The organism is Paenibacillus sp. OK060 (assembly GCF_900101205.1).
Taxonomy (GTDB): domain Bacteria; phylum Bacillota; class Bacilli; order Paenibacillales; family Paenibacillaceae; genus Paenibacillus; species Paenibacillus marchantiae.
On the sequence record NZ_FNFR01000007.1, the window covers coordinates 222,349 to 239,355 of the forward strand.

Below are 17,007 nucleotides of genomic sequence, written 5' to 3' on the forward strand. Positions count from 1 at the left end.
GGTGTTAGAGCCCGCTGAAAAAGAAATGAAATTAGATAGCATATGTAAACATTTTTATTAATTTTTAAAGCACCTTCTCATAAGGTGCTTTTTTTCACATGTAACCTGTGTTACGATATGTGGAGTACAGAAATGCGATGTTGCCACCAAAACTTTCATCTATATGAGCAAGTTGGGACGGATCGTGATTATATTTTCTCTTCATGAGGGAGGCTTTTTTACGATGAGTACGGTAGACCGTATCTTAGATAAAGCCCTTCGGGGCGAACGTTTGGACTTGGAAGACACGATTCAGCTGTTTGAATCAAATGAAGTAGACAAAATCGGGGCCGCCGCCAATGTGATTGTAAAACGCATGCACCCCGAACCATACAGAACATTTGTAATTGGGCGTAACGTCAACTACACGAACGTGTGTGATGTGTACTGCCGTTTTTGTGCTTTCTACCGCAGACCTGGCTCTGACGAAGGATATGTACTTCCCGATGAAGTCATTTTCCAGAAGATTCAAGAAACCGAAGACGTAAATGGTACCGAGATTTTGATGCAAGGCGGAACGAATCCGAATCTGCCGTTTAGCTATTACACTGACCTGCTCAAAGCGATCAAGGAGCGTTTCCCTAATATTACGATGCACTCCTTCTCGCCAGCTGAAATTATGAAAATGGTTGAAGTGTCCGACGGTCTTACTTTGGAAGAGGTTGTACGTGCAATTCACGAAGCGGGACTCGATTCTCTGCCTGGTGGTGGTGCGGAAATCCTGGATGACCGTACACGCCGCAAAATCAGCCGTTTGAAAGGTTCATGGCGCGATTGGATGGACGTTATGCAGACAGCTCACCGTATCGGTATGAACACAACGGCAACGATGGTTATCGGCCTTGGTGAAACGATGGAAGAGCGCGCACTGCACCTGCTTCGTGTACGTGAAGCTCAGGATGAGTGCATTGCGAACAAGTATGATTCCGAAGGATTCCTGGCGTTCATTCCTTGGACATTCCAACCAGATAATACAAACCTGAAGCTGGAGCGTCAGACGCCAGAAGAGTACCTGAAGACGGTAGCGATCAGTCGACTGGTGTTGGACAACATCAAAAACATTCAATCCTCATGGGTAACGATGGGACCTGAAGTCGGCAAAAAATCACTCGAATTTGGCTGCAATGACTTTGGTAGCACCATGATTGAAGAGAACGTGGTATCTGCTGCAGGCGCAACGTACAAAGTCAACATTGGTTCCATTACGCAACTGATTCGGGAGTCCGGTTATATTCCGGCACAGCGTAACACAAGATATGACATCCTGCGGACGTTTGATGAGAATAATGCCATTCAACAAGATTTTGTAATGCAGAACTAATATTTATTTTATAGTACATCACGCTGATGAATTGAATGGATAAGAATCATTCAGTCAGTTTGGATATGAAGTCCGTTGATTACTCTTTAAGGGGGAATCGGCGGACTTTTTAATTTCACTTCACACCAAGCGATTATTCACAGATCATCAAACAGTACATATTACGCATTTGGCGATATTTTAGTTTGAAATTCAACTGTTACAATGAAAGGACACGTGAGTAAGCAGACATGCTGGGAAGGGGCAGGCCGATGAAAACAAGAAGACTTGGGAAGACGGAATTGGAAGTACCTGTACTGAGCTTTGGAGCATCCTCTCTAGGTTCAGTATTTCGTGATATTGACCGAGGTGAGGGTGTCCGTACGGTTCACGCCGCTGTAGATGCAGGGATGAACTATATAGATGTTTCGCCCTATTATGGATTAACGAAGGCTGAATCGGTCCTTGGAGAAGCCATCCGTAGTTTGCCACGTAGCTCGTTTACGTTGTCGACCAAGGCTGGACGTTATGGGGAGAATGCATTTGATTTTTCGCGTAAGCGGATACATGATAGTGTACAAGAGAGTCTGGATCGACTGCATACCGATTATATCGACATCCTGTTCTTGCATGACATCGAGTTTGTCCCGGCCGATATTATTATTGAAGAAGCTTTCCCAACCTTACTCCGCCTAAAGGAGCAGGGAGTCATTCGCCATGCAGGGATTTGTGGCTTACCGCTGCCGTTATTCGAAACAGTGTTGCCACAGATTGATGCTGACGCTATCATTTCCTACTGTCATTATGCATTAAATGATACTTCACTACTGTCCTTGCTGCCCCTTTTGGAAAATAAAGAAGTTGGCCTTGTGAATGCTTCGCCTCTTTCTATGGGCTTATTAAGCACAAGAGGAGCTCCTGCCTGGCACCCGGCAGATGATCGCGTGAAGCAGGTCTGCCTGCAAGCGGCGCGGTTCTGCGCGGAACAGGGCAGCGATATTGCGAAGCTTGCCGTGCAGTTTGCAACAGCCAATGAACGGATTCCAACGACACTGGTCAGCAGTGCAAGTGAACATAATATCCGCAACAATGCAGCCTGGATTGAGGAACCATTAGACCAGGAACTGTTATCGGAGGTGCTCCGAATCCTGGCTCCGGTTCATAATGAGAGCTGGGCCAGCGGCCGTCCTGAATATAACATGAAGTCACAAGCATCATCGAAGGGGGAACAGGAATGAGAGCAGTTATATGTGAAGAAATAAATCGTTTGGCGTTGCGAGACATAGCTGAACCCGAAAGAACCGAGAATCAGGCGTTGGTTACTATCCGACGAATTGGTATCTGCGGCACAGATCTGCATGCATACAGAGGCAATCAGCCATTCTTTACCTATCCTCGTGTTCTGGGTCATGAACTGGCGGCTGTTATTGAAGAAATCGGTCCGAACGAGGCAGGATTACAGCCTGGGGATCAGGTAAGTATTATTCCGTATCTGCACTGCGGTCTCTGTATTGCATGTCGCAGTGGAAAAACCAATTGTTGTGCGTCCATGCAAGTCATGGGTGTGCACGTAGACGGAGGCATGAGAGAAAAAATCAGCGTGCCTGTCTCACATCTGCTCTCAGCAGAAGGTTTGACGCTGGATGAGACGGCAATGGTAGAACCATTAAGCATTGGAGCCCATGCCGTCAGAAGAGCGGGAATCAAGTATGGTGAGCATGTGGTTGTGATTGGAGCTGGCCCCATTGGATTGGGTGTGATGGCATTTGCCAGACAGGCGGGGGCGCGTGTTATTGCCGTTGATCGTAATCTGGACAGGCTGGAGCTTAGCCGGACTTGGGCTGGAGCGGATGACCTGGTACAGGCCAATGAACATTCTGTACAACAAGTGGCTGAAATTACGGGAGGCGACTATGCTACAGCTGTCTTCGATGCAACAGGTAACGTGAATTCGATGAATGAGGCGCTTCAATATGTTGCTCATAGTGGTCAACTTATTTTCGTGGGACTGGTGAAAGCGGATGTTACCTTTCATGACCCCGAATTTCACAAGCGGGAGATGAGTATCTTGGGCAGTCGAAACGCAACCCGTGAAGATTTTGAACAAGTCCTGTCGACCTTGCGTCAAAAGAAATTAAGCATGGATGGGTATATCACACACCGAGTGGAATTTGATGAGTTACCTATTGCAATAGATCAATGGTTATTGCCAGATTCACATGTAGTCAAAGCCATCGTTGAGCTATAATAACAAGTAAGTCTGATAACAAAAAAAACGCTCTCTGACCTTACTGGACAATACTGTCCATCCATAAGGGAAGAGAGCGTTTTTTGTAAGTTGAATTAAAATTACACGATAACGAAGAGGACAGAAAAAACCTGAAAAAGCGAAGCGTTCGCCTTTATCCCCGGATTTTTCCCTTCAGAAAAGGGAATCGAAAAAATCTGGGGATAACAGCGATTGGAAGGTTGTTCTGTCATCGTAGTGTCAGTGTAAATATCTTTAGTTCAACTTACATGAGCTATTATTTTTCCGGATTTGTCACAATACCTGCATGTGGATCAATATGACGCACAATGGATTTGAGCCAGATCATTTCGAGGAAATGAATCTCATAGTAGAGCGCTCCCGGAACGTGTTGGATCCAACCTTCAGCGACAGCTGGATGCCCTGGATCCGTTGAAGCAGCCAATGTTCCAGGTTCACGGCGCAGCCGTTTACGGATGGCTTTTTCAACTTGAGCGCTTTGTGTAGTTAAAATACATATTTTGCGCTTAGCTGTGAATCCGCGGAATGCAATATACACCATTTCATATGCAATGAGATAAGCAATTACCGAGTACATCGCTTGATCCCAACCGAAGACAACACCAGCGGCGGTTAGAATCAACAAGTTGAGCAGCATGATTATTTTTTCGATAAGCATCCGTTTCCCGCTAAATACACGTTCAGGTGGACGGGAGGACGGATCACCGATTTCCAGCGTATCCAGTGTCCCACCATACCGCACGACTAGACCGATTCCTAGACCGAGACATAATCCGCCAAACATGGCGGCAGCCAGCGGGTGCTCGACAAGCGGCGGCATGGGATGAAGCACAATGGCACCAATCGAAAAGACAACCAAACCCAGAACAGTGACCAGTACGAATTTCTTTTGCACGAGTCTATAGGACAGAAAGATAAACGGAACGTTGAACAAAAACAGGAACAAACCAATCCTCATTTCGGTCCAGTGGGCGAACAACGAAGAGATACCTGTAATGCCTCCAATAATGATCTTATTGGGATGTAGAAACAATTCAAGTCCCACGGAGGCCAGAATTCCACCCGCGATTACAAACAATAAATTCAACATGCGACGGGCAGATGATAATCTGGTCTTGGCGGTTTGTGGCACCGGATTAGCCGATATCAGAGGTGCTTTCATAGGTCATCCTCCTTAGTGCGGCTTTCGAGCCATTCTCCCTGGGTTAGTCACAGAAAGATCGGCATAAGAGCCGCGAAGTACGTTAGTGTGTCTGTTCTGTACAGACATAAGGAATTATCCTTCTTTCTGCAGAACCTTTGGTTCTTCTTTCTTTTTCCGAGGATCCTTGAACTTGAATATTTTATCCAATAAACGGAATACATGTTTGGACTCTTTGGTTAATAAAGGACCCAGAATGGCCAGAATTAGGACATAGAGCGCGGCAAACGGTTGAATCATTGGCAACAGTCCTCCGGCTTTACCCATGTTGGCCAAGATGATGGAAAATTCACCCCGTGACACAATGGTTAATCCAATATTCGCCGATGCTTTGGGCGATAGTCCTGCACTGCGTCCGGCCATCATACCTGCCAGGAAGTTACCGAACAATGTAATAACAACTGCAATCAGAGCTAACCATACGGCTTCGCCACCCAAGGACAACGGATCAATGGACAATCCAAAGCTGAAGAAGAAGATTGCTCCGAAGAAGTCACGGAACGGTAGAATCAAGTGCTCAATCCGTTTCGCGTGTTCTGTTTCAGCAAGCACCAGACCAACCAGTAATGCACCAATCGCTTCGGCAACATGAATGGTTTCAGAGAAGCCGGCTACCAGGAACAAGGCTCCGAATACAACGAGAGAGAATAGCTCATTCGATCGAATTTTAAGCAATTTGTTTAGTAGCGGTGTTGCTTTGCGTCCAAGGATAATCACGATAAGCATGAATCCGAGAGCAATAAGTGCGGACATGATGACGCCTCCGATGGAGGATGAATCACTAAGCACAAGTCCGGACAAGATCGAGATATATACAGCGAGGAATACATCTTCGAACATAATAATACCCAATATCATCTCTGTTTCAGGATTGGCCGTTCGTTTCAAATCCACGAGTACCTTGGCCACGATGGCACTGGAAGAGATGGTAGTTATACCTGCGATAATAAGTGCTTCTGCAACTGGGAAACCGGACATAAAACCGAATATTAATCCCAGCGTGAAGTTAATCCCAATATAGATAGACCCGCCGACTGCAATGGATTTACCCGATTTGATCAAACGACCAACCGAGAATTCCAGCCCTAGATAGAAGAGCAGGAAGAGAATACCAATGCGGCCCATAAACTCAATAAACGGCTGACTTTCAATGAAACGGAAGTCCAGATGCCAGATTTTCATAGCATGTGGCCCAACAGCCATCCCGATCAGAATATAAAACGGAACGACCGAAAATCTTAGTTTTGCCGATAAAAGGCCGGCTGCCGCAATGAGCACAAGGGCCAGACCTACTTCGAATATCAAATGATCCATCTATTTACCCCCTTCCAGTCAGGAGGAGGGATTTAAACAGTTTCTGCTGATTGCGTTCGCCAACGGCTACTACCGTGGACTCTGCACTAATCACGACCTCCGGACCGGGGCTGATATGTTTTTTGTGATTCTTCTCTACAACGGCAATAACCGTTGCCCCTGAGTTTTGACGTACGTCCAGTTCACCAATAGATTTACCGATACATCCGTAGGATGGCTCGATTTTGTACCATTCAATAATCAGATCGTCAAACGTTACTTCAATATTTTCAAGCTGCTTTGGTTTATAGGTCAATCCACCAACGATGGCAGCAATCTGTCTTGCTTCATAGTCATCAAGTGTAATCATGGAGATGCTTTGGTCTGGATCATCGTACTCAAAATGGTACATTTCCCGGCGACCGTCATCGTGAATAATGACAATAATTTTATCTCCACTGCTCGTTTCAATCTGAAATTTCTTGCCGATTCCCGGCAAATCTGTTTCGCGTACATCCATGGATAGTATGCCTCCTTAAATTGAGGGCTGGCCACAGAAGACAGGCTTATTTCCCGAAAATAGAATGAACAGCTGAACTTAGGAACATTAAATGATGCGGGTAAACAGAGCCAGGGACTCCTGACACACAGCCTTGTGTTGTGAATTTTTAATGAAAATGGGGATAACAAAATAGATGCTAACAAATAGGTGTTGCCAATGAGGCTGATCGATATCTAACATTTGCTAAAAGGGTTAAAAGTTATGCACAAGCACACCGTCTATCAGACAGAGGTGTCTCCATGCAAAGCAACCTAAAATACGGTGTAAAGGCTAGTTAAGAGCGTTCACGTATTTTGGTGCTATAGGGGTGGGAGATACATACATACTGGTGAATTTGATGGGTAGCAGAAATAATCTGCGTTTAAACAGACAAATCAACGGTTTAAAGGGTAGACGCGGTGTAGGAATTCGCAGCATTAGCAACAAAGCGAGCACAAGAAAGACAGGTTTGTTATGCGTGACCGCAATCAACTTCGACATGACTTGTGGGTATTTGCGAATGGCAGGTTTCTGCTGAGACTCCAATGTGTGGACAAGCACTTCCTTGTTGGAAGTCGTCTCAACGGTTACCTCGACAGCGGATTCCGACTGCATCGGAATAGGGAAGGACAACGCTTGGAATACGCACAAAATGATAATAAAAGCGTAACGGAGTATTCTTGGTTGTTGTCTCATTTTGGCTTCCCCCCTTTTCCGTGAAACATACTGTTATAAAAATAATAACACATTTTTGTCTTAACTCCAAACAGATTGATAATATACTGAGAAATCATGACACGCTTTCCATCAATCCGCTTCGTATATCCCTATCAGCCTTGCCATATACTTTGAACAGGAAGGAAAGGAGTGATTCTTATGGAACTGTTCGCCGTATGGACCGATGTATCAGGGCAGGAGGAAGCGGATCAATTTTATCGTTGTGTGAAGGAAAAAACCAAAGGTTTACATATAAGCAAAAGAGGATTTCGGCTCACCTTCAAACATAATGACGGAAGAGCGGCCTGGGTATGCAGAGGCAATGAGAATCACGCTGACTTCCAGCAGTGGCTGCCTCAGATCAGTGATTTGCTTGCCACTGGACTTGCAGATTACATCATGGATACACGTGAACGTATTATGGTGGAAGAGATGATCTCAAAGGCCTGCTCAGTCATGGATGAACATGAGGTGGAGAAGGTAAATCGGATTTGCATGCCTTTATTATTCAATGGTGACTTGGATCAGCCAGGCCTGCGCGAGCGTCGCCGTACCACTTTGGCCAATGGTTTGAAGCAAGATTTGGAAGAGGTGCATTTTTTTCATCTTGAAGGCATTCTTAATTTCCGGATTCGGCCATATAAGCAGGAACTTCATGAGCTGGTAGAATATGCGCTGGATGAATTCTGGATGGATCGTCAATATGAAGAGTTTATGGGGCTACTCAAATATTTTGTGTTCTTTCAGGAGGCGAAAGTACCTCTTGTACATTTGATACACAAAGGTTTGCATGAATTTCAAGTATTGGATGCTGCGCTTAATGTGCTGCCCGTACAAAAGGATGAACAGGTCGTTGTAGAGATGCCTGGACTTGAATTGGAAATGGATATCGAAGACATGATCGTGAGTACGCTGATCTCCATCTCGCCTGAAAAGGTCATGCTGCATACACGCACTCCAGATCTGCCTATCATCTCTACGATCCGTCAGATCTTTGAAGACAAGGTGCAATTATGCCATCATTGCCCTGAGTGTGAAGTGCTGCGCTCCGGATTGTTGATAGGTCTTGACGCAAGTGATATCGGCAATTATAATAACTGTTGATCCATGATATTTATTTGAGGTTGTTATGGAACAATAAACAAAAGCGTTGACAAAGACAAGAACCATACGCACGGTCAGTGCAGAGAGAGGGAACTAGGCTGAAATTTCCTCCGGATGCCACGTTTGGTTTACCCCTTTGTAGCTGCAGTTTTGAAAATGGATATAAATATTGCCTCTATAATACAGGTAGTCATCCATGAGTAAGGATATGCCGGGTCATGCCCGTTACCGTCATGCCAATGAGGGCTGTACTTCCAATACGGATGAAGCAGCTGAATTAGGGTGGAACCACGAGAGTATACAACACTCGTCCCTTTGCCGGGACGGGTGTTTTTTGCGTTCCTTTGCAAAAATTGCAGGAACAGCAATAGATTATCCATCCATGATCATGTATGGACAGAGGTTGAATTTACAGGAGGAATGAGACAAATGGCAGTTAACATTAAACTACCCGATGGTTCGGTTCGTGAGTATGCCGACGGAAGCAGCATTGAAGATGTGGCCGCTTCGATCAGCAGCGGACTTCGCAAAAATGCCGTAGCCGGCAAACTGGATGGAATCGTGGTGGACTTGTCCACAACACTTCAAGAGGGAGCATTGGTGGAGATCGTAACACTGGATTCACCAGAAGGCCTGGAAGTGATGCGTCATAGTACAGCTCACTTGCTCGCTCAAGCTGTGAAGCGTTTATATGGAAACAAAGAGGTACATCTCGGCGTTGGTCCTGTCATTGAAGATGGTTTCTACTATGATATGGATCTGGAACAACCTCTCAATCCCGAAGATCTGCAAAAGATCGAGAAGGAAATGGAACGTATTGTTAATGAGAACTTGCCGATTGTACGTAAGGAAGTTAGCCGCGAGGAAGCGATCAAAATCTTCGGAGAAGTGGGCGATCCTTACAAGCTCGAATTGATTCGTGACTTACCAGAAGACAGTGTTATCACTATTTATGAGCAAGGTGAATTCTTCGACTTGTGTCGTGGACCACACGTACCATCCACCAGCAAAATCAAAGTATTCAAACTGATGAATGTTGCCGGTGCTTACTGGCGTGGAGACAGCAAAAACAAAATGCTGCAACGTATTTACGGTACAGCTTTTGTGAAAAAAGCACAGCTTGATGAGCATTTGCACTTCCTGGAAGAAGCTCGTAAACGGGATCACCGTAAACTGGGTAAGGAACTCGAAATCTTCACATTCTCCCAACTGGTTGGACAAGGTCTGCCAATCTGGTTGCCTAATGGTGCCAAGCTGCGCCGGACGTTGGAGCGTTATATCGTGGATTTGGAAGAGAGCCTCGGATATCAGCATGTGTACACACCGGTGCTGGGTAATGTTGAATTGTACAAAACATCAGGTCACTGGGAGCACTATCAGGATGACATGTTCCCGAAAATGGTTATGGACAATGAAGAACTCGTTCTTCGTCCAATGAACTGTCCTCACCACATGATGGTGTACAAGTCCAGCATGCACAGCTACCGTGATCTGCCGATCCGGATTGCCGAGCTTGGCATGATGCATCGTTACGAAATGTCGGGCGCGTTGACAGGTCTGCATCGTGTACGTGCGATGACGCTGAACGACTCTCACATATTCGCACGCCCGGATCAGATCAAGGAAGAGTTCGCTCGTGTTATTGAGCTAATTCAAACGGTTTATAAAGATTTCGGCATTCACGAATATCGTTTCCGTCTGTCCTATCGCGATCCTCAGGATACCGAGAAATACTTCCAGAATGACGAGATGTGGGAGATGTCCCAACGCATGCTCCGTGAAGTTGTGGAAGAACTCAACCTTCCATTCTATGAAGCAGAAGGCGAAGCGGCATTCTATGGTCCAAAACTGGATGTTCAGATCAAGACAGCACTGGGCAAAGAAGAGACATTGTCTACCGTTCAATTGGACTTCCTCTTACCAGAGCGGTTTGAGCTTGAATATGTGGGAGATGATGGGCAGAAACATCGTCCGGTCGTTATCCACCGCGGTGTAATCAGTACGATGGAGCGTTTCACTGCATTCTTGCTGGAGAACTTTGCAGGGGCTCTGCCACTGTGGTTGTCTCCTGTACAGGCGAAGGTTATTCCTGTATCCGGCAACTTCGACGACTACGCACGTGAAGTGGAAGCGAAACTGAAACGTGCAGGCATCTCTGCTGAAGCGGATCTGCGTAACGAGAAGCTTGGTTATAAAATTCGTGAAGCACAGCTTGAGAAAATGCCTTACATGTTCGTCGTTGGTGAAAATGAACGTAATGCAGAGGGTGTATCTGTGCGGAAACGTGGAGAAGGCGACCTCGGCATGAAACCTGTGGACGAAATTGTAGCCCAGCTCAAAGAAGAGATTGCAACAAGACTGGTGTAATCCTGAATTGTGGGTTCTATAATAGAAAACCGTTTGAATCATATTGGAGTAAATCCAAGGGTTCAGACGGTTTTTTTTTTGTTTTCTGGTTTTCTGACATCCGGTTTAAAAGCCTTAATAGGTGAAAAGTATAGAATTTTTTCATTTTGGAAAACCTTTGCAGTAAGGGGGAGGTTCTATAATGAAAAAGCAATTCTTAATTCAAAAGAAAAACATAAGGTTAATCATCTCTTGTTGTGTAATGTTCGCCGGAGTAGTCTTGGGCTGGAATCAGGTAGAAGCATATACCTTCGAAGAGGAAAATGAAGTCATGTATGTGGAGAATCAGCACAGCGAAACTTCAGGAGAGCTTGAAGGCGTACATTCTGAAACGGCAGTTTATGAATACAGCGATCAGGCTCAACTCACAACCTTGGTCTATATGGGGTTTTTATGGTCTCCACAGCCTATTGTTATTCCACGGCCGGAAGTTCCGGAGAAGCAGACTGGAGTTGACCCATCCATGCCGGTGCTCGCTCCGCGTACAGAACAGGTGTTGGACACGCATAAAGTGACTGCTACCGGATACACTGCAGGTGTGGAATCAACCGGAAAAGGCCCAAAACATCCTCAATACGGAATCACGTATTCAGGTGTAAAGGTGCGCCGTGATAAAGAAACGGTCTCAACGATTGCAGCTGATCCGAAGCTGTTCCCACTGGGTTCTATTTTATATATTCCCGGTTACGGTTACGGCATCGTTGCAGATACGGGCTCGGCGATCAAGGGCAATAAAATTGATCTTTATTTCCCTACAACAAAGCAAGTGTATAAAGAATGGGGCAAAAAGGACGTCGAAGTACAGGTGATCAAACAAGGTGCTGGAAAATGCACTGAAAAAATGCTGGAAGAATTATCGGAAGCCATTGATGTGTACAAATCCGTACCCGATTCATGGCTGGACAAGGCCGTATAATGATGATGAATTTTAATACATGAATAACGCACGCGCACTCTTCACATAATACTCTCTGGGGACGAACCCCGCGTTGCAGACATGCAATGTAAATATGAAGAGAGAGGTGATCGTCGTGGCTAAGAAATCTCAAGGTTCACAAACGCCAAACGAGAAGTACAATGCAGAGTTTGGAGAAGAGAATGCAGCAAGCAAAGTGAAACAATCGCACCAAAACAAAGTGAAGGATAACTTCCAAACACCTGATGAAAAATACAATGCTGAGTTCGGTACTGAGAACACAGGCAAATCACAAAAGTAAATCAATGCACAGACACCTTGGAGAATTTCTCCAGGGTGTTTTTAATATTTTACATAAATACCCTTCCGTCTCGGTCTGGAGACTGAGATCAATTCCATCTGCCGCCGCTGTTAACCAATCCTTGTCTGATGTAAACTGGATACAGAATACAGACAAAGGAGACATGAGCGATGAAACGATCTACGCGGGACCGCTGGTGGGTTGGCATTCCTCTTATTGCGATTGGCGCAATAATATTGTTCAGGCAATTGGGATATGACATAGATATCGGATACATGTTCAGAACATATTGGCCGTTATTTTTGATTTGGTGGGGTGTAAAAGGTATAACCGAAATTCGGCGCAACGGGAGTCATGCATTGATTGGGCCTGCCATTGTACTGGCGATTGGTGGTTACTTCTTGGCACGCAATCTGGGATGGATCGATTACTCCATGGGTGAGTTCATTCGCTACTTAATTCCAGTGATGCTGATTGGTGGGGGATTGTTCGTTCTGATCGGACCTCGTCGTCGTGACCGGAAACATCATGACCAAGTGCAACCGCCTCCACCGCCGGAGCCACCTTATAAGCCATTGTCCCCTGAGGACCTGGAAATGCCATCTTCGTTTGACGAACAGTTCGAGAAAACATTTGGCAAACCGAAACAGGAACAAAAAAATGATTCGCATGGCTCTTTTTATACAGATAAGGCGGACGATAAATCACACGGACATCAACACCATCATAAACATCAACATCATCATAAACATCAACATCATCATCACAAGCATAAAGGTTACGGTTCAAATAAAAAGGCATATGGAACATTTGATGATGACCACTATGATGATGATTCGAATTATTATGATGACCACGGGAATACGATTAACAAATCGGCATTTATCGGTGATATGTATATGGGACAGGAAGTGTTCTCCCTGAAACCGATGAACATTTCGGCATTTATTGGCGATACGGTGATTGATTTGACGAAGGCACAGATACCTTACGGTGAGACGAAGATTAACATTTCCTCTTTTATCGGGGATGTGAAGGTATTTGTACCGGAAGATATGGATCTGGGTGTGACCGTGACGACGAACTCGTTTATTGGGGACATGTCGCTGTTAAATCAAAAACGGGGTGGATTCCTAAGCAGTGCTCAGGCTGAAACGGCGCATTATCGCGAAGCTGGAAAAAAAGTACGGATTGTTGTTAGTGTGTTTATTGGAGATGTCAAAGTGAACAAGGTGGGTTAACGCATGATTCGAACGATTCTCAAAGCAAATAAGTGGGAACTGATGATGTATTTTGCGCTGACCGGACTCATTACTTTGGGCGGGTTTTACTTGCTATACGGGGAAGTGCTGATGGGAACAGGGCGTCAGCGTGCGTGGACCTATGTTGCAGTTGTTCTCCTGGCTACCATAATCACGGGATATATTGCCGCTCTGCGGCTTCAACGCAAGATTGATCTTCTGGATCTCAACATGCTGAAAGTGTCCAAGGGCAATCTTGCCGTTCGTATGCCTGAGGCAGATGATGCCTCCTTCGGACGGGTATATCAGGAATTCAATGTCATGATGGATTCGATTGAGAAAAAAATGAGATTGCTTCAGCGGCTTGGTGAGCAGGAAGTCATTGAAAAGGAACAGGCATCCGAACGCGCTGTGATTGAAGAACGCAAACGGATGGCAAGAGATTTGCATGATACGGTCAGCCAGCAGCTTTTTGCCATGCATATGTCGGCTTCTTCCTTACCACGTTTGCTGGAGATGAATCCAGAGCATGGCAGCAAAGTGCTGGATCAACTTATTCAGATGTCCCATATCGCACAGCGGCAGATGCGCGGGCTTATCGCTCAGCTTCGCCCAGTGGAGTTGGAGGGAAGGAATCTTGGCGAAGCGCTGGATAGCTGGTTCCCGGATTATTGCAGGCAGAATGGTTTAAAAGGAGTGAAAGAGCTGGAACTGGATGGCGGAATTTCCGATGCCATCGAGCACCAGCTGTTTCTTGTTATTCAGGAAGCGGTCGCTAATGTGGTCAAACATGCGGAAGCGGGTCTGGTCAGCCTGTCCATACGAGAGAGTGAACATCAGATCAGCATGAGCATTAGCGATGATGGTCAAGGGTTTTTACAGCAAGCAGAACGTCCTGGTTCATACGGGTTATCAACGATGCGTGAACGGGCAGAGAAGCTTGGGGGTCAGGTTCAGATTATATCGAAGCCGGGAGCGGGGACGACGGTGCGGGTATTCATCCCGAAATTCCCGAAAGAACCAGAGGGGGAAACGGAATGAGCGGAATAATAAATGTAATGATTGTGGATGATCATGATATGGTGCGGATGGGGTTAAAAACGTATCTTATGCTGGAGCCTACATTTCATGTGATGGGGGAAGCGGGTAACGGACAGGATGCATTGAATCAGCTGCGCAAGCTGGGAGAAAACGAACTGCCTGACCTGATCCTGATGGACTTGATGATGCCGGTAATGAATGGCGCGGAAGCGACACAAGCGATTATGACCGAATTTCCGGGGATGAAAATTGTGATGCTGACCAGTTTTCTGGAGGATGACCTTGTGGTACAAGCGATTGAAGCCGGTGCGGTCAGTTATGTGCTGAAGACAGTATCTGCTGAAGAGTTGATCTACGCTCTGCAAGGAGCATACCGAGGTATGCCTGTAATGACAGGCGACGTATCACAGGCATTGACCCGTGGCATCAGGCAGCGCACAGCAAGAGAGAACGAATCCGGCCTGACGGAACGGGAAAAGGAAGTGCTTTTGCTGATTGCAGAGGGCAAGACCAATAAGGACATCGGGGAAGAACTACATATTAGTATCAAAACCGTCAAAACTCATGTGAGCAATCTGCTGATGAAATGTGAAATGGACGATCGGACACAGCTGGCAATCTACGCTCATCGTCAGGGCTGGGTGAAGAATAAGGGTTAGAATGCAGATTTGGCGGGAAAAATGTTCTATAACAGCGTGCTTTTATCTCCTTTTTAATTGTTTTTAAGGTACGGTTAAGGTTTAAAGTACAAAATAAGGACAGTTAAAGAATATCTCTTGCGAAGAAGAGATTGGGAGGTAGAGAGGCATGGACGAACGTAATTACAGAGCGAACCGTCAAGACGAGGAAAATGAAACTAAACAAGCGGAGAATCGCAATTCATCAGGGACGGACGATTCCTCCTATTATTATTCTTACGGACCTTTTCAGTCCGTGAATCAGGAAGATACAGCAAGTCATAATGGGGAACATAATCAACGTGAAGAAGGAAATGTAGAGATTACAAGACCTGAACCCGTGAAGCCCGTACCTACTTACTACAGTAATTACAATAACGAATCATCTGATCAAGCTAATACGTCCTCCAGAGGGGGCGGCGGCAATGGTTCAGGCAACGGAGGAGATCAGGGGAACGGCGGCAAGAACAATGGGAATTGGAATTATAATAACCGTCGGCCACGTTCTTCCGTAAGATCGCTCCTGTTCTCTTTCATCGCCGGGATGCTGGTCATTACAGTGCTGATGTATACAGCGGACAGAACAAACATGTTTACACCACAGGAAGCGCTGACAAGTGCAGACAATGAAAGCTCCAGTCAGTCATCTTCTCCTACTAACTCAGGCAGCAGCAATAACGTGACAGCGTCATTACTGCCAACGGGCAAAGAGGATGTATCCTCTGTAGTAACCAGTACAAGTCCGGCTGTCGTCAAAATCGAAACACTTGCCAAGCAGTCTACACGCAGCAGCAGCCAGGGTGGTTCTACGATGAGCGATCCATTGTACCAATACTTCTTTGGTAACGGAAGTAATGGTGGAACAGATAGCTACCAAGGCCAAAATAATCAGCAGCAACAGCAACAAAGCAGCAATCAGTTGGTTCCACTCGGCATTGGTTCCGGATTTATTTTTGACAAAGAAGGCTACATCCTGACGAACCAACACGTGGTTCAGGGTGCAGATGTGATTCAGGTAACGCTGGAGAACAACAGCAAACCGTATGAAGCAAAATTGCTGGGAAGCAGCTTCGACCTTGACCTTGCCGTATTGAAAATTGAGAAAAACAGTGGCGATGATGCTTTCCCTGTCGCTCCACTGGGCGATTCTAACAGTACTCAAGTTGGTGAATGGCTTGTAGCTATTGGTAACCCGGAAGGATTTGAACATACAGTTACTGCAGGTGTGTTGAGTGCGAAAGAACGTACCATCAGCATTCCGGACGAAGAAACCGGCAAAACTCGTGAGTACAGCCACTTGTTACAAACGGATGCTTCCATCAATCCTGGTAACTCCGGTGGACCATTGCTTAACCTGAATGGTGAAGTCATTGGTATGAACGTTGCGGTTAGCGCGGATGCCCAGGGTATTGGGTTTGCCATTCCTTCGAGTGTAATCTCGGATGCGGTTAAATATTTGAAAGAAAATAAAGAAGTTCCCAAAGAGCCCGTACCGTTCATTGGTGCATCTCTGATGGCCCTTACGCCTGAAGTGGCTAAACAGATGGGAACGGATATCACTGAAGGTTCAGTTGTAGCCAGCACGATCTATCAATCCCCTGCTTACCAAGCAGACCTGCGTGCTTATGACATCATCACAGGTGCCAATGGTACAGCGTACAGCACAAGTCAGGATTTGATTGATTTCATCAAGAAACAGGAAATTGGCAGTGAAGTGACACTGAATGTTGTTCGGGACGGCAAAAAAATGGATGTGAAACTCAAAATCGGCAACAAAAATGATTACGATACTACACAAACAACGGATCAACAACAGCAACAACAACCATAATGCTTAATTATGGGTTATAGAATAAGGTTTAGAAGAGCGGAAGGGTTCGAGGGCCCTTTCGCTTTTTTTGCACTATATTCGTTTGTACTCCATCAAGGTCTGACTCGCAAAGCAACAAGGTGTTTGGAAA

16 protein-coding genes are annotated in these 17,007 nt (G+C 45.7%); 12 read left to right on the plus strand and 4 right to left on the minus strand.

Annotated elements, in window-relative coordinates:
* Positions 1 to 223: 223 nt before the first annotated feature.
* The 3 genes from mqnC (at position 224) to BLS14_RS24640 (ending at position 3,587) form a co-directional block, all read left to right on the plus strand.
* Positions 224 to 1,360: a cyclic dehypoxanthinyl futalosine synthase gene (gene mqnC, locus BLS14_RS24630; protein ID WP_063564227.1), complete on the plus strand. Its 1,137-nt coding sequence runs from the start codon at positions 224 to 226 to the stop codon at positions 1,358 to 1,360.
* Positions 1,361 to 1,611: 251 nt separating this feature from the next.
* A complete protein-coding gene (locus BLS14_RS24635) occupies positions 1,612 to 2,577 on the plus strand; it encodes an aldo/keto reductase (RefSeq protein ID WP_090954460.1) in 966 nt (321 codons plus the stop codon).
* Positions 2,574 to 3,587 carry a zinc-binding alcohol dehydrogenase family protein gene (locus BLS14_RS24640; RefSeq protein WP_090954462.1) on the plus strand — a complete coding sequence of 338 codons (1,014 nt, stop codon included), beginning with the start codon at positions 2,574 to 2,576 and terminating at the stop codon, positions 3,585 to 3,587. Before BLS14_RS24635 ends, BLS14_RS24640 begins: the two co-directional genes overlap by 4 nt.
* Before the next feature lie 277 nt (positions 3,588 to 3,864).
* On the opposite strand, the gene BLS14_RS24645 is transcribed toward BLS14_RS24640, so the two are convergent.
* From BLS14_RS24645 to BLS14_RS24660, 4 genes are all read right to left on the minus strand, one after another.
* Entirely contained in the window at positions 3,865 to 4,770 is a 906-nt protein-coding gene (locus tag BLS14_RS24645) for a YitT family protein (protein WP_063564229.1), read from the minus strand.
* 114 nt (positions 4,771 to 4,884) lie between these two features.
* Positions 4,885 to 6,123, minus strand: coding sequence for a cation:proton antiporter (locus BLS14_RS24650; RefSeq protein ID WP_063564230.1), 1,239 nt, complete (start codon positions 6,121 to 6,123; stop codon positions 4,885 to 4,887).
* 4 nt (positions 6,124 to 6,127) lie between these two features.
* Entirely contained in the window at positions 6,128 to 6,622 is a 495-nt protein-coding gene (locus BLS14_RS24655) for a cation:proton antiporter regulatory subunit (protein WP_053780467.1), read from the minus strand.
* Between the two features lie 312 nt (positions 6,623 to 6,934).
* A complete protein-coding gene (locus BLS14_RS24660) occupies positions 6,935 to 7,339 on the minus strand; it encodes a hypothetical protein (RefSeq protein ID WP_063564231.1) in 405 nt (134 codons plus the stop codon).
* A 180-nt stretch (positions 7,340 to 7,519) separates the two neighbouring features.
* Between BLS14_RS24660 and BLS14_RS24665 the strand changes: the two genes are divergently transcribed.
* The 9 genes from BLS14_RS24665 (at position 7,520) to BLS14_RS24705 (ending at position 16,877) form a co-directional block, all read left to right on the plus strand.
* Entirely contained in the window at positions 7,520 to 8,464 is a 945-nt protein-coding gene (locus tag BLS14_RS24665) for a putative sporulation protein YtxC (protein ID WP_090954464.1), read from the plus strand.
* 196 nt (positions 8,465 to 8,660) lie between these two features.
* Positions 8,661 to 8,888 (plus strand): hypothetical protein, encoded by a 228-nt coding sequence (locus BLS14_RS24670; RefSeq protein ID WP_063564233.1) that lies wholly within the window; start codon positions 8,661 to 8,663, stop codon positions 8,886 to 8,888.
* Between the two features lie 5 nt (positions 8,889 to 8,893).
* Positions 8,894 to 10,831 (plus strand): threonine--tRNA ligase, encoded by a 1,938-nt coding sequence (gene thrS / locus BLS14_RS24675; RefSeq protein ID WP_079696550.1) that lies wholly within the window; start codon positions 8,894 to 8,896, stop codon positions 10,829 to 10,831.
* A 421-nt stretch (positions 10,832 to 11,252) separates the two neighbouring features.
* Positions 11,253 to 11,786 carry a 3D domain-containing protein gene (locus BLS14_RS33495; protein WP_079696588.1) on the plus strand — a complete coding sequence of 178 codons (534 nt, stop codon included), beginning with the start codon at positions 11,253 to 11,255 and terminating at the stop codon, positions 11,784 to 11,786.
* 115 nt (positions 11,787 to 11,901) lie between these two features.
* On the plus strand, positions 11,902 to 12,087 hold the full coding sequence (locus BLS14_RS24685) for a hypothetical protein (RefSeq protein ID WP_063564337.1): 186 nt from the start codon (positions 11,902 to 11,904) through the stop codon (positions 12,085 to 12,087).
* Between the two features lie 170 nt (positions 12,088 to 12,257).
* Positions 12,258 to 13,328: a cell wall-active antibiotics response protein LiaF gene (liaF, locus tag BLS14_RS24690; protein WP_256336663.1), complete on the plus strand. Its 1,071-nt coding sequence runs from the start codon at positions 12,258 to 12,260 to the stop codon at positions 13,326 to 13,328.
* Between the two features lie 3 nt (positions 13,329 to 13,331).
* The gene (locus BLS14_RS24695) at positions 13,332 to 14,369 is read left to right on the plus strand and encodes a HAMP domain-containing sensor histidine kinase (RefSeq protein ID WP_175480806.1); all 1,038 of its coding nucleotides are present in this window, start codon (positions 13,332 to 13,334) and stop codon (positions 14,367 to 14,369) included.
* Complete coding sequence (locus tag BLS14_RS24700; protein WP_072734028.1) at positions 14,366 to 15,028, plus strand: response regulator; 663 nt, start codon at positions 14,366 to 14,368, stop codon at positions 15,026 to 15,028. The genes BLS14_RS24695 and BLS14_RS24700 overlap by 4 nt, the downstream gene beginning before the upstream one ends.
* Positions 15,029 to 15,176: 148 nt before the next feature.
* Positions 15,177 to 16,877, plus strand: a complete 1,701-nt coding sequence (locus BLS14_RS24705) for a S1C family serine protease (protein ID WP_063564238.1) — start codon at positions 15,177 to 15,179, stop codon at positions 16,875 to 16,877.
* The last annotated feature ends 130 nt before the right edge of the window (positions 16,878 to 17,007 follow it).